The 13,136-nt window shown below is 31.1% G+C and carries 13 protein-coding genes; 7 read left to right on the plus strand and 6 right to left on the minus strand.

Annotated elements, in window-relative coordinates; translation table 11 throughout:
- Positions 1–4: 4 nt before the first annotated feature.
- Both ACE193_RS03410 and ACE193_RS03415 read right to left on the minus strand, forming a co-directional pair.
- Positions 5–1,756 (minus strand): sodium:solute symporter, encoded by a 1,752-nt coding sequence (locus ACE193_RS03410; RefSeq protein WP_375561609.1) that lies wholly within the window; start codon positions 1,754–1,756, stop codon positions 5–7.
- 149 nt (positions 1,757–1,905) lie between these two features.
- Positions 1,906–2,067: a hypothetical protein gene (locus tag ACE193_RS03415; protein ID WP_375561610.1), complete on the minus strand. Its 162-nt coding sequence runs from the start codon at positions 2,065–2,067 to the stop codon at positions 1,906–1,908.
- Between the two features lie 245 nt (positions 2,068–2,312).
- On the opposite strand from ACE193_RS03415, the gene ACE193_RS03420 reads away from it, so the two are divergent.
- Entirely contained in the window at positions 2,313–3,692 is a 1,380-nt protein-coding gene (locus ACE193_RS03420) for an NAD-dependent succinate-semialdehyde dehydrogenase (RefSeq protein WP_375561611.1), read from the plus strand.
- Between the two features lie 150 nt (positions 3,693–3,842).
- Here ACE193_RS03420 and ACE193_RS03425 read toward each other — a convergent pair whose 3' ends face one another.
- A complete protein-coding gene (locus ACE193_RS03425; RefSeq protein WP_375561612.1) occupies positions 3,843–4,373 on the minus strand; it encodes a DUF1569 domain-containing protein in 531 nt (176 codons plus the stop codon).
- Between the two features lie 277 nt (positions 4,374–4,650).
- On the opposite strand from ACE193_RS03425, the gene ACE193_RS03430 reads away from it, so the two are divergent.
- The 3 genes from ACE193_RS03430 to ACE193_RS03440 all read left to right on the plus strand — a co-directional run bounded on the left by ACE193_RS03430 (position 4,651) and on the right by ACE193_RS03440 (position 8,441).
- Positions 4,651–6,057: an arginine decarboxylase gene (locus ACE193_RS03430; protein ID WP_375561613.1), complete on the plus strand. Its 1,407-nt coding sequence runs from the start codon at positions 4,651–4,653 to the stop codon at positions 6,055–6,057.
- Between the two features lie 252 nt (positions 6,058–6,309).
- Complete coding sequence (locus tag ACE193_RS03435) at positions 6,310–7,461, plus strand: MBL fold metallo-hydrolase (RefSeq protein ID WP_375561614.1); 1,152 nt, start codon at positions 6,310–6,312, stop codon at positions 7,459–7,461.
- A gap of 116 nt (positions 7,462–7,577) precedes the next feature.
- Positions 7,578–8,441: a hypothetical protein gene (locus ACE193_RS03440; RefSeq protein ID WP_375561615.1), complete on the plus strand. Its 864-nt coding sequence runs from the start codon at positions 7,578–7,580 to the stop codon at positions 8,439–8,441.
- Positions 8,442–8,461: 20 nt separating this feature from the next.
- Here ACE193_RS03440 and ACE193_RS03445 read toward each other — a convergent pair whose 3' ends face one another.
- The gene (locus ACE193_RS03445) at positions 8,462–9,070 is read right to left on the minus strand and encodes a nucleoside 2-deoxyribosyltransferase domain-containing protein (protein WP_375561616.1); all 609 of its coding nucleotides are present in this window, start codon (positions 9,068–9,070) and stop codon (positions 8,462–8,464) included.
- Positions 9,071–9,285: 215 nt separating this feature from the next.
- Here ACE193_RS03445 and ACE193_RS03450 point away from each other — a divergent pair, with 215 nt between their 5' ends.
- The 3 genes from ACE193_RS03450 to ACE193_RS03460 all read left to right on the plus strand — a co-directional run bounded on the left by ACE193_RS03450 (position 9,286) and on the right by ACE193_RS03460 (position 11,367).
- On the plus strand, positions 9,286–10,032 hold the full coding sequence (locus tag ACE193_RS03450) for a DUF4129 domain-containing protein (RefSeq protein WP_375561617.1): 747 nt from the start codon (positions 9,286–9,288) through the stop codon (positions 10,030–10,032).
- A 22-nt stretch (positions 10,033–10,054) separates the two neighbouring features.
- Complete coding sequence (locus ACE193_RS03455) at positions 10,055–10,645, plus strand: Crp/Fnr family transcriptional regulator (protein ID WP_375561618.1); 591 nt, start codon at positions 10,055–10,057, stop codon at positions 10,643–10,645.
- A gap of 98 nt (positions 10,646–10,743) precedes the next feature.
- Complete coding sequence (locus ACE193_RS03460) at positions 10,744–11,367, plus strand: hypothetical protein (RefSeq protein ID WP_375561619.1); 624 nt, start codon at positions 10,744–10,746, stop codon at positions 11,365–11,367.
- A gap of 19 nt (positions 11,368–11,386) precedes the next feature.
- Here ACE193_RS03460 and ACE193_RS03465 read toward each other — a convergent pair whose 3' ends face one another.
- Positions 11,387–12,262: a DUF58 domain-containing protein gene (locus ACE193_RS03465; RefSeq protein ID WP_375561620.1), complete on the minus strand. Its 876-nt coding sequence runs from the start codon at positions 12,260–12,262 to the stop codon at positions 11,387–11,389.
- Positions 12,263–12,530: 268 nt separating this feature from the next.
- A complete protein-coding gene (gene tnpA, locus ACE193_RS03470; protein WP_375561621.1) occupies positions 12,531–12,992 on the minus strand; it encodes an IS200/IS605 family transposase in 462 nt (153 codons plus the stop codon).
- Positions 12,993–13,136: the final 144 nt, after the last annotated feature.

Raw genomic sequence — 13,136 nt, forward strand, 5'->3', positions numbered from 1 at the left:
AAACCTAAATCTGTGTTTTTTTATCACCTTTCAACAAAAGCTGAAACAAAATCCCAAAAAGAATTACCATCATACAACCAATCAGATTATACCATAAAAATCCAATATCGAAGTGTTTTTTTAAGAAAATATAATGAAAAAGTATAAGTGACTCACTCACAACAGCAGCCCAAAAAACAGCGTTTGATTTTACTTTTTTGATATAAAAAGCTACCAAAAATATTCCTAAGATTGTTCCATAAAACAGCGAACCCAAAATATTTACAGCCTGTATCAAATTATCTAATTGGGTGGCAAGCATTGCAAAAAATATGGCATATACTCCCCAAAACATAGTAAATCCTTTTGATGCTTTTACATAATGTTCGTCTTCTTTATCTTTTACAAGTGAGCGTTTATAAATGTCAATAACCGTTGTTGAGCCAAGTGCATTGAGTTCGGAAGAGGCTGACGACATAGCAGCCGAAAGCATCACAGAAACCAAAAGACCAATCAAACCAATAGGCAAATAATCTAAAACAAAGTTGATAAAAGCATAATCCAAGTCATTATTACTCAATCGTTTGGCTTCTAATTTATCTTCTTTATCAATATTATTAATGATAGCCGTTGCTTGATTTCTCAATGTATCATTTTGTGCATTGTAGGTTCTGATACGACTCGCATACATCGTATCTAATTCTACATTTTTAGATTCGGCTTCTTTTTTGGCTTCCAAAAAATCAAAAATAACTTGTTTCTTCTCTTCAAAATTTTGAGAATACTGTGTTTCTAATTCTGTTAGTTCATTGGCTTTAACAGTATTTTCTTGTACAAATCTTTCCTTTTTTTGCTTATTAAAAAAAATTGGTGGTTGATAAAACTGATAGAAAGCAAAAAGAAAAACACCTACTAAAAGAATCAAAAACTGCATCGGAATTTTGACCATTCCATTCATTAAAAGTCCTACACGAGTTTGAGCAATGGATTTTCCTGTCAAATAACGCTGAACTTGCGATTGGTCAGTTCCAAAATACGATAATGCCAAAAACAAACCTCCAATAATTCCAGACCAAACATTATAACGGTTATTGACATCAAATTCTAAATTAATTACTTCTAGTCTTCCCACAGCACCAGCCACACTCAAGGCATCTGTAACCGAAACTTCTTTTGGCAAGAGCGAAACCAAAATATATCCTGCTGCCACCATTCCAATAAGAATAACCAACATTTGTTGTTTTTGAGTCTGACTAACAGCTTTTGTTCCTCCAAAAACAGTATAAGCAATCACAACAATTCCAATAATGACAATTAAATAATAAATATTCCAACCTAAAACTGTCGATAAAATAATTGCAGGAGCATAAATAGAAAGTCCAGCAGCCAATCCACGTTGAGTCAAAAAAAGTGCAGCACCTAGGGAACGAGTTTTTAAATCAAATCGATTTTCAAGATACTCATACGCTGTATAAACATTGAGTTTATGATAAATAGGAACAGCCGTAATTGATAAAATGACCATAGCGATAGGCAGACCAAAATAAAACTGTACAAAACCCATTCCGTTGCCAAAGGCTTGCCCTGGGGTAGAGAGAAAGGTAATTGCACTTGCTTGCGTAGCCATAATAGAAAGACCGATTGTAAACCAGTTCATATCTCTATCAGAAAGCAAATAACCTTGTAAATTTTTACTTTGTTTGCGAGTTTTCCATACGCCATAAGCGATTATCAAAACTTGTGTCGCAATAAGAACAGCCCAGTCTAAAATATCCATTTTTTCAGTTAGCAGTTATCAGTTACCAGTAACCAGTTAAATACCAATTCGTATTTTTTCTGTCTTCTCTGTAACTTTATGTTAAAAAAATATTTGTATTTCCTCCTTAATCTCTTTATTTCTCTGTGGTTAAAAAGTATTTGCTTTTTCTAAGCACCAAAGTATTCTCCAAATAAATAAAAAAGAACAATCAAAACTACTAGTTCGCCCAAGACGATACTATAAAATGTTTGCCAAGTTCCAAAGATAGGAGGTTTTTCAAACTCATTATGCTCATCTTTATTATTTTCTTCTTTAGTAAGTTCTTTCATAATTTTTGTAATTTGAAGTAGCACGAGTTATTGAATCCTAAAACTAATCAAAACTCTGTATTCAATGCCAATTTTTGCATGAACCTTTAGCATTTTTTGTGTATTCTTAGATACTTGAGCTTTTTACAAAGAATTTCTAAACCTTCTGACAACTTAGCTATTTTATATTGTGAGAGAAGTCGTATAAATGCTGCTACTTCCATGACTTATTTTTTCAACTCTATTTTTATCAAAAGAATACAATTATGTCACATCAAACTAAAGAAAAAAACACCGTTCAGACAATCAACCCAACTACAAATGAAATCTTAAAAACCTATACACTTCTTTCGGAAACAGAAATCACAGATAAAATTCAGCAAGCAGAAGAGGCTTTTCAAGATTGGAAAAAGACGAGTTTTGCAGAGCGTTCTGAGGTATTTAGAAAATTAGGACTTCTTCTAAAGGAAAAAGAACAAGAATTGGCTACTCTCATGACAAAAGAAATGGGAAAACCAATTACTCAAGCTAAATCGGAAGTCGAAAAATGTGCTTGGCTTTGTGATTTTTATGCAGAAAAAGCTGAGGAGTTTTTAGCTCCTGTTACCAAAAAATCAGATGGCTCGGAAGCGTATGTGCGTTACGACCCACTTGGTGTTATTTTGGCTGTTATGCCTTGGAACTTTCCATTTTGGCAAGTCTTTCGTTTTGCTGTTCCTTCACTTATGGCTGGAAATACTGGAGTTTTGAAGCATTCTTCAAATTCTTTTGGTTGTGGAGAAGCGATGGAATCACTTTTTTTAGAAGCAGGATTTCCTAAAAATGTATTTCAAAATTTAGTGATTAGTGGAAGTCAAGTAAAACAGGTTTTGGAAAATGAACACATAAAAGCTGCAACCCTTACAGGAAGCGAAGCAGCAGGCTCATCAGTTGCTGAAATTGCAGGAAAAAACATCAAAAAAACAGTTTTAGAATTAGGAGGAAGCGACCCTTTTATTGTTTTGGCTGATGCAGATATAAAAACGGCTGCCAAAACTGCCGTAAAAGCACGTACTCAAAACTCTGGTCAAAGTTGTATTGCTGCCAAACGTTTTATCATTGTAAAAGAAGTCTATGATGAGTTTGTGAAAGAATTCAAAAATGAAATGGCAACTCTCAAAATGGGTAATCCAATGGACGAAAATACTGATGTTGGTTGTCAAGCAAGAGAAGATTTGGCAAAAGAATTAGAAGAACAAGTCAATAAATCGGTAGAAAAAGGTGCAAAAGTTATTTTAGGAGGAAATCGAAATAAAGCCTTTTATGAACCTACAATTTTAGTAGATGTAAAAGAAGGAATGCCAGCTTTTGATGATGAACTTTTTGGTCCTATTGCTTCGGTCATAAAAGCAAAAAATGAAAACCATGCGATTGAGCTTGCCAATGATTCAGAGTTTGGGTTAGGTTCTTCGCTTTGGACAACAAACTTAGAAAAAGCACAAGAATTAGCCTCACAGATAGAATCTGGAAGTGTTTTTATTAATGGAATGGTAAAATCTGACCCTCGTTTGCCTTTTGGGGGAATCAAAAAGTCAGGTTATGGAAGAGAACTAGCCATAAATGGAATTCACGAATTTGTAAATATAAAAACGGTTTGGATACAATAAAGTATGAAATAAGAAGTAAGATTTTAGAAATAATGAAATGAGAAATAAGAATTTTGAAATCAATCCTCAACGACGGCAAAGCCTCGTTGACGGTTGAAAAATAATTTGGCTTTATGAGTTGAACAGGGTTTTAACCCTGTTTTTCTTAATTCAAAACTTTGCTTCAATTTCCTTTTGTTGTCTAAGATGATGTTTCCAATGAATTAAATCAAAAGTGAGCCAGTTTTTTGCTGTTAGCATTCCAAAAATAGGATGTTTTGTGCCAAAGCTAGGTTCTATTTGATTATTTATTTGTTCTACAAGATCTTCAAGATAAGCCGAATAATTTGACAATTCTTTCTCAAAAAACGCTTTTGGTAAAGGTTCTGGTTGTGGCAATCCATTAGGAATTTTCACTTTTTTGGTGTGTGAAATATAACCTCTATCCAAAATAAAACTTCCTTCTTTGGTCAATTCTGCATTCGGAACTCCTTTTCTTAGATGGATACAATTCATGATTTTTCCATTTATCCAATGCCGAGAAGATGAAAAAAGATAATTATAAAGTTGTGCCATTGACCAACTATCATCATCAAATGTTTTCTCAAAATCCTCGTTTGAATAATCTTGAAGAGATTTGTAATATTGCTCAACGACTTCTGAAAGTTCTTTTCCTAGCTGAGAAACTGTTTGTGTACTCATAACTAAATTATTTTTTGATGATATTAGATGCAAATACAGTTTAAAGGCTTATTTTCTTGTCTTTTTCTACAAGTTAAATAATTTTGCAATAACTTTACAGTCTATTTAAAGTTCTGTTCATATAAATAGATGTAAATTTGTAACAGAATTTTGAATCATCTGCACACAAACTCTATTTTCTTATAAAACTTTAGCCTTTGTTAGTATTTTAGTGTAGCGACACCAACAAAATAAGCTACAACTTTTTCCTTTCATTTATTTTCCTCAAAAAACTCTGATGGTAAAACGCACTTCTCAACAACGTTATATTGACCTTATCAAACAAACTTTTTATTTTGATACGCCTGATTTTACAGTTTCAAACGACGAACTTAATTTTTATGGTGTCGAACTAATGCCAATTATTGAAAAATATGGAACGCCTTTGCGCCTTACTTATTTACCAAAAATTAGTGAAAATATACGAAGGGCGAGAAGTCATTTTGGAGAAGCCATGAAAAAATTAAATTATGATGCTGATTATGTGTATTGTTACTGTACCAAATCTTCGCATTTCAATTTTATCATGGAGGAGGTTTTAAAAACAGGAGCGCACCTTGAAACGTCCTCTACTTTTGATATGGCTATCATCAAAAAATTACATCAAAAAGGACTTTTTAATAAAGATAAATACATTGTTTGTAATGGTTTTAAGAGAGAAACTTATACCAATGAGATAAAATCACTTTGGCAAGATGGTTTTGAAAATTGTATTGCTGTCTTGGATAATAGAAAAGAAATACAAGCCTACGAAGAATTAGAGGTAGAACAAATGCAAATTGGACTTCGCATTGCGACAGAAGAAGAGCCTAATTTTTCGTTTTATACTTCTCGTTTGGGTATTCGTTATAAAGATGTGGTTGAGTTTTATAAAAAACACGTCGCTACCAATCCAAAATTCAAACTTAGTTTATTACACTTTTTTGTAAACTCGGGTATTCGTGATACAGTTTATTTTTGGAGTGAATTTAATAAGTTTGTTCGTGCCTATTGTGATTTGAAAAAAATCTGTCCAGAACTTCATATTTTGGATATTGGTGGTGGTTTGCCTATCAAAAACTCACTTGGTTTTGAGTTTGATTACGAATATATGACCGAAGCGATTGTAGCAAATATTCAAGAAGTTTGTGAGCAAGAAGGTGTTCCTGTTCCTACTATTTTTTCGGAGTTTGGAAGTTTTACAGTAGGCGAAAGTGGTGCAATGATTTTTTCTGTCATGGCTCAAAAACAACAAAACGACCGTGAGCTTTGGTATATGATTGACGGTTCATTTATCACACATTTGCCCGATACGTGGGGAATGGGTTATCGTTTTATTACGATGGCAATCAATAATTGGGATAAGGAATATCAGCAGGTTCATGTCGGTGGAATTACCTGTGATAGTATGGATTATTACGATTCAGAATCACATGTTTCGAAATTGATGCTGCCAAAATTTACACGAGGAACAGAACAATATATTGGTTTTTTCCATACAGGAGCATACCAAGAAAGTTTGGGAGGCTATGGAGGCATTCAACATTGTTTGATTCCTAACTCTCAACACGTAATCATCGACAGAGATGCACAAGGAAATGTAACCACCAAATTATTCAATAAAGAACAAACGGCAGAACAGGTTTTGAATATTTTGGGGTATTAAGAAAATTGTATAAAAGAATAAAAATTTTACTCGTGTTCTGTAACTTACAGAACACGGTTTTTTCATTTTTAAACATCTTCATAGCTTTTCAAATTTTTTATTTTACTATTTGTTTAGTTACTCAGATTGATTAAAATACTTCTAAGACATTGTTTCAGTCATTTTGAAAATGAAGCTAAAATAAACTTATAAAGTGTGCAGCATAAAATTTATGAAATGCTGTATTATTTAAAACATAAAAGTATTCTCTGTATGAATTATTTAAAAATTATTTTTTTATTTGTCATTTCAATTCTAAATACTTCTTGTTCAGAAGCGAAAGTCAAAACTGAAATAACAAAACAAAATAAAAGTAACAAAATAGTACAATCAGATTTTAGTCAAAAAAAAATAACAGATAACCTATATATTTTAAAAGCATCTAGCTATAATACCAATGTAGGTCTATTTATTGGTGTAAAGGAATTACTTTTGATAGATCCAATGACAGGAATGAATAATCAAAAAGATTTACTCAAAGCAATAAGAGAACTTTCTGACAAACCCATCAAGTATGTATTGAACACACATAGCCATCAAGACCATAGTGGAGCAAATTCTTTTTTTATGGAACTGGGTGCGACAATTATTTCCCAAGAAAATAGTAAATATTCGAAAGCAGTTTATGATGTTACTTTTAAGAATACTTATACAGTAAAAATGGAAAGTGAAACAGTAGAACTGTATCATATTAAAGCACATACTTTTGATGATGTTTTGATTTACTTTAAGAACAATAATACAGTATTTATGGGAGATACTTATATGACTAATTCTTTCCCACATTTTTATTATGGTGGTGGAAGCAAGGGGCATTTAGATATTATTGATAAAGCATTATCTTTAGGAGATGAAAGTACCACTATAGTTGCTGCCCACGGTAAATTGTCATCTAATAAAAAAGAACTTAGCATTTATAAAAGTAATTCTATAAAATGGATTAATAGAATAAAAGAACTTAATGATGCAGGTAAAACTTCTGAGCAGATTGCTAATGATAAACAAATCAAAGAATTAAGTTTGATTTTTAATGATGGAAATAATATATCAGCTCAGCGATTATCACAAACAATTAAGAAAACAATTTCTGTTAATTTAGTTGCTACTATTATTCCTGTAACTACTCTTAGAAGTTATGAAGGTAGCTATCAGTATGAAAATGGTCAAATAGATGAAGTTATATATCAAGAAGGTAAATTGTTTTTACGAAGCAAAGGCAATTATATATATGAGATTGTATCTCTTTCAGAAATAAAGTTTCATTTGAAAGGACAAACGCTTAATCAATACCTAATTTTTGATAATATTCACAAACAATTTATATTCTTTAATGGAAAGGAAGAGTTAGTAGCAAATAAAAAATAATAAGTTTTGAATATTTTAGGGTATTGATTTTTGTTTTTCAACTATTGACAGTCTTTTTTAAAGGCTGTCAATAGTTGAGTATATTTATAAACTATTTGGATTATAGAAATTAAATCATGTATCATACTCATCAATTAAATAATTCTGCTCATTCGCATATTATTGGACGGACTGACCCTATTACAGGAGATAAAATCACAGAAAATGATAAAGTAGTCTTTTGTAAAAGTTGTAGTTCATGCTTTTTAGAAGAGAGTTGGAACTACATAGGTAATAATCATTGTCAGCAAGATGAAACTTTAGATGCTGTACCTCTAGCTCCTTCTAAACTTCTTGTGAAAAAGAATAAAAATAGTATCATTGTTCTTAAAAAAAGAGCTGATACAGATGGTATTCAAACTTTGCTTGGAGTTTTGAATTTGACTTTTAGTGGGTCAGTGGTGTCTTTATTTTATTACATCTTACAGATTACAATGAGTATATCTGAAGATACTATAGCGATTTCAAGTATTATCATCTTCTTATTTATTTTTGCTATAAATATCTATATAAGTTCTCGCTTTATAAATACTGATTTTTTTAGAAATATGATAGGTTTCAAAAAACATGATATTGTTATTTTTGAAAATAGGATAGAGGTAGAACAAGAAATATTTTACTGGCAAGATGTAGAAGAAATTAAATTTCAGAGGTGGATGGTTGGAGACAAAGGAGAGGGCTATTCTAAAAGTCCAGAACTCATAATCAATGTAACGAATGGAATAAAACAGATAAAAATACTTCCTAATTCAAATTATGAAGATGTTGAATTATTTCTGAAAGGACTAATGGAAATACCTGCTTTCGTAGAAGTATTTTTATACACAGAAGAAGCAAGAGAATATGCGACTATCAAAAAATTAGCATCAAGATTTAGTAAAGGAAATATTAATATAAAAGAACCTTTAAAACTTTTAAAAGCCCCAAACTATCCTAAATAGCTTTGATTTTACACGAAAAATCAATACTCCCACTTCCCACCAATAAGAGCAGTAGCAATTTCCTCAATAAAAGAATCTGCAACAAGTTTGCTTTTGTCTTCTGTTTTCAAAAAATGCCATTTTATTCCGTGAATATCAGCTATTTTTTTTGCCCATTTTATACTGTCGGCATCTTCTGGGCTTCCTACAATAAATTTTCTTTTGAGAGGGTTTTTGACATATTCTTGCAAAAAATAACCAAATTCTAAACGACTTGTAGGCGCAATATTGGCATCAAAAATACCTGATTTTTCTTTTGTCCAATAGGCAGGCAACCAAAAAGCTGTAATATCACAAAGTTGTAAATATTGAAGTTCCCACGTAATTTGTTTATCTCTGACGGCTTCTAGCTCTGTTTTTGGGTTTTTATTATCAATATCTGCCCATTTTCCTGTTTCGGGTTCTGGAGAAACGACAATCATACTTGGATTTAATCGTTTATCTGCTGTTAGTTTTTGGATTACTTTTCTCCTCCAGCCTGTTTTCAAGTTTTCTTCAGAAGGCGTTGCACCAGCCAAAAAAACACCTAACTTTGGAAAAATAGTATCGTGATTTCTTGAAAATAAAGTTCGGATAGGTTCGTGTTGCATCACAAAAAGAGATTGAATATAAAAGCTATTTTTTTTCTAAGATAGAAAATAATTGAATTAAGAACGTCAAAATAATCATTAACTTTTTATTTTTTTGTATATTTACCAACTCTCTTTTGATTCTCACTAAAATTATTTTTGGTGTTGCTTTGCTAAAATACCAATGTCAAATAGAGAAACATACTACAAAGACAGTATAATTTTATAAAAACTTTATGAAGACTACTTTTAAAAAAGCTATTTTTTCTTTATTGATTGCATTTATTTTTTCGGTTGGCTTGCCATTTTCTATTTCTTATGCCCAAAGTACAACTCAAAATAAAACAAAGCAGCAAGAAACAGAAGTAACAATAAAAGAATTTGATAATCAAAAATGGAATGAATTGCGAGATGGAATCAAATATGCAAAAGAAATAGAAAAGCCAAAAAAAGAATATGAAGCACCTACTTCTAATTGGCCAAAAATAGACTTTAACTTTTTAGCATCCTTTAAGTATGTTATTATAGGAGTTGTAGTGGCATTATTGGCTCTAGCTTTGGTTTGGTTTTTTACAAAAGGTGTTTTGTTTGGAAATAAAAAATCTAAATTAGAAGAAGAACAAGCTGCATTTTTGACAGAAGAAAACCTAGAAAAAGTAGAGTTTGGGTATTTAGAACAAGCATTAGAAAAAGCACTATTGCAACGTAATTTCCGTATGGCAATTCGTATTCATTATCTATGGCTTTTGAAAGTCTTGTATGAAAAAGAATTGATTAACTGGAAAAAAGACAAAACAAATCACGCTTATATTTCAGAATTAGCTAGAAAATCATCAGAAGAATCAGCGACCAATTTTAGAAAACTAACCCTTTGGTACGAAAAAGCCTGGTATGGAGAAACTAATATCGATGAGAATGATTTTCGTATGGTAGAAACGTATTTTATTGATTTTAGAAAAACATATCAAAATACGGCTGCTTAATTTATTTCATATACATAATTCAATGAATGCTATTGATATAGAAAAAGTTATTGAGGTTATAAATACTAAATATAGTCCACTGGCTAAAGAATGTAAAGAAGATTTAGTAGCTTCATCTAGTATTTCAATACTTGAAAAGCCAACAGTTATTGTTCGTCAAGGAGATCAAGCTAATACAATTTTTTTTATTCTCAAAGGATGCTTAAGGGCTTTTTATTTGAAAGATGGGAAAGATATTACAGATTGGTTTGCTTTCGAAAATGACTTTGTGTGTTCAATTAATAGTTTCTTTTTGTCTAAACCAAGTGTACATTTTATAGAAACATTAGAACCAAGTATTTTACTTCAAATTTCTAAGTCTGATGCTGAAAAACTAGCTCAAAAGCATCATAGTTTTGAAACTCTCACTAAAACAGTTGTTATAAAAACAATGTTACAACTACAAGAAAGAATTGTAGGTATTCAATTCGAAACAGCACAACAGAAATATGAAAACTTGTTACAAGTCATCCCTTCCATTACACAAAGAGTTCCTCTGACTCATATTGCATCCTATTTAGGAATTACTTTAGAAACTCTCAGCCGAATTCGCAATCCTATAAATAAAAATTAATTTTCAACTTATACGGAATTTGATCTAGATCAAATGTTTTCTTCCTCTCCTTTTTGATATTTGTATTTCTAATTTTATTATTACAAATACAACTAATTATGAAAAAGATAAGCAACAAACAAATCCATTACAGTTCGGGTATTATTCTGTCTCTTTTTATAGGACTTCATTTATTCAATCATCTTTGTAGCATTTTTGGAGCAGAATTCCATATTTCTATGATGGATTCATTGCGAATAGTATATCGAAATATTGTTATAGAAAGTCTTTTATTATTTGCCGTTTTTGTTCAAATTATATCAGGAAGTAAATTGATTTTGAAACTTAAAAAACAGCATCGTCTAAACTTTGAAAACCTTTCGGTTTGGTCTGGATTTTACTTGGCTATTTTTCTTTTAATCCATGTGAGTGCTGTTTTGGTAGGAAGATTTATATTAAAATTAGATACTAATTTTTATTTTGGAGTAGCAGGAATTAATATATTTCCTCTAAATCTTTTTTTTATTCCTTATTATGGATTAGCTATAATGGCTTTTTTTGCTCATATTTCAGCTATTCATTTCAAAAAAATGAAGCATAATATACTAGGCTTTACTCCTCAAAAGCAAGCTATCGTAATTTTGATTATTGGTTTAGTTTTTTCTATTGTTCTATTTTACGGTTTTACAAATCATTTTAAAGGTGTTGTAATTCCTTCTGAGTTTGTTGATGTTTTAGCATAGAAAGACAATAAAAAAAACACTACTTTCTTCTCGTCTTTCTCAATTTAAAAAGTTTTATCAGTTTGGGAACATAATCATCGTGTGTACTCAAGTACAAATAATCAGCTCCGTAGCGTTTACAGAGATTTTCTAGCTCTTCTCTTTTTTGTACAAACTGCTTTTCAAAATGCTGACGGTATTCTTTTGAAGAAGTATTTACCCAAACTGATTTACCTGATTCTTTATCATAAATCTGAACGATTCCGAGTTGTGGCAAATCTTGTTCTCGTGGGTCACCTAAATGAATACAAATCAAATCGTGCTGCTTGGCAACTCCTTTTAGTGCAGCTTCATAGTTTTCATCAATAAAATCAGAAACCAAAATCATTACACTTTTACGTTTTATGATATTCATTGCCATCGTAATGGCTTTTTGAAGATTGGTTTGATCAGAAGCAGGGTTCAAATCAAAAATGACTTTCAAAATCTGTGCTGCTTGTCTATTGCCTTTATCTGGACGAACATAACGCTCTCTTTTATCACTAAAACAAAGAAGACCAACAGAACTTTGTTCATTGAGAGCCGAAATAGTCAATACACCACAAATTTCTTTTCCAATATCTAGCTTTTGTAATCCTTTTGCTCCCACACGTTGTGATGCACTTACATCAAGCACAAAAAAAACGTTTTGCTCTTTTTCTTCTTTGTAGGTATTTATATATGCACCATGTCCTTTTGCCGAAATATTCCAGTTTATAGTACGGACATCATCGCCATAATTATACTGTCGGACATCGTCAAATTCTAGTCCTGAGCCTTTAAAAACCGAATGGCTTTCGCCCTGCATACTGCTATTGACAGCCTTACGAATCAAAACCTCATATTTGCGAAGTTTGCTAATTATATCTTTTAACATATTATTTTTTGAATTTATAAAAATACAAATGCTACCGATATTAAACTCCTACGGAGTAAATGAGATGTCTTTTCATTTTATCTACCAATATACAACTCCTAATGGAGTAAAAATACATTTTTATTTATTTCAGTTGTCCCATTAGGACTTTATATTGGTAACTATTGAATGACGGAATTTTAACTTGTCCCATCGGGACTTTATATTGGTAACTATTGAGTGACAGAATTTTAATTTGTTCCATAGGAACTGCATATTGGTAGTATTTTCATTCTAAAGGTTTGAACAAATATTTTTCCTCATATTCTATTTCAAAAGCCTTTAAAAAGTCTGTATATTCTTCTAAAAAAGACTTTTTTTTATGATGTTCTTCTTGATTTTCAATGTATTTCACTACTTTATCAACACTTGAACGAGAATACGAAAAAGCTCCAAAACCTTCTTGCCAAGCAAACTTTCCTTTAGATAATTTTTGTTCATTTACCCACAAAGAAGAATTTTGTTTAATACTTTTAGCTAAATCTGAAATGCTCTGATTTGGACGAAGTCCTATCAAGATATGAATATGATCAGCCATTCCATTAATTGCTAATAATTTATGTTTTTGATTTTGTATTATTCCTGTAATATACTTATACAATTCATCTTTCCAGTCTTTTTGTATCAATCCTGTTCTATATTTTACAGCAAATACAAATTGAATATGAATTTGGGTATATGTGTTAGGCATAATTATTTTTTTATAACTGTGAAATACTATCAAACTCCTACGGAGTAAATAAATTCTAATTTTTCTCTTTTTTTGCTACCAATATATAGTTCCTATGGAACAGAATTTCTTACCTTAATACTTTGCCATTGTTGATGTTCCCAC

The organism is Bernardetia aquimarina (genome assembly GCF_042180575.1).
In the GTDB taxonomy this organism is placed as follows: Bacteria; Bacteroidota; Bacteroidia; order Cytophagales; family Bernardetiaceae; genus Bernardetia.

What these genes read in the sequence shown, in the direction of transcription:
- ACE193_RS03410 (WP_375561609.1), bottom strand. Translation starts at nt 1,756, where the DNA reads ATGGATATTTTAGACTGGGCTGTTCTTATTGCGACACAAGTTTTGATA.
- ACE193_RS03415 (WP_375561610.1), bottom strand. Translation starts at nt 2,067, where the DNA reads ATGAAAGAACTTACTAAAGAAGAAAATAATAAAGATGAGCATAATGAG.
- ACE193_RS03420 (WP_375561611.1), top strand. Translation starts at nt 2,313, where the DNA reads ATGTCACATCAAACTAAAGAAAAAAACACCGTTCAGACAATCAACCCA.
- ACE193_RS03425 (WP_375561612.1), bottom strand. Translation starts at nt 4,373, where the DNA reads ATGAGTACACAAACAGTTTCTCAGCTAGGAAAAGAACTTTCAGAAGTC.
- ACE193_RS03430 (WP_375561613.1), top strand. Translation starts at nt 4,651, where the DNA reads ATGGTAAAACGCACTTCTCAACAACGTTATATTGACCTTATCAAACAA.
- ACE193_RS03435 (WP_375561614.1), top strand. Translation starts at nt 6,310, where the DNA reads ATGAATTATTTAAAAATTATTTTTTTATTTGTCATTTCAATTCTAAAT.
- ACE193_RS03440 (WP_375561615.1), top strand. Translation starts at nt 7,578, where the DNA reads ATGTATCATACTCATCAATTAAATAATTCTGCTCATTCGCATATTATT.
- ACE193_RS03445 (WP_375561616.1), bottom strand. Translation starts at nt 9,070, where the DNA reads ATGCAACACGAACCTATCCGAACTTTATTTTCAAGAAATCACGATACT.
- ACE193_RS03450 (WP_375561617.1), top strand. Translation starts at nt 9,286, where the DNA reads ATGAAGACTACTTTTAAAAAAGCTATTTTTTCTTTATTGATTGCATTT.
- ACE193_RS03455 (WP_375561618.1), top strand. Translation starts at nt 10,055, where the DNA reads ATGAATGCTATTGATATAGAAAAAGTTATTGAGGTTATAAATACTAAA.
- ACE193_RS03460 (WP_375561619.1), top strand. Translation starts at nt 10,744, where the DNA reads ATGAAAAAGATAAGCAACAAACAAATCCATTACAGTTCGGGTATTATT.
- ACE193_RS03465 (WP_375561620.1), bottom strand. Translation starts at nt 12,262, where the DNA reads ATGTTAAAAGATATAATTAGCAAACTTCGCAAATATGAGGTTTTGATT.
- tnpA (WP_375561621.1), bottom strand. Translation starts at nt 12,992, where the DNA reads ATGCCTAACACATATACCCAAATTCATATTCAATTTGTATTTGCTGTA.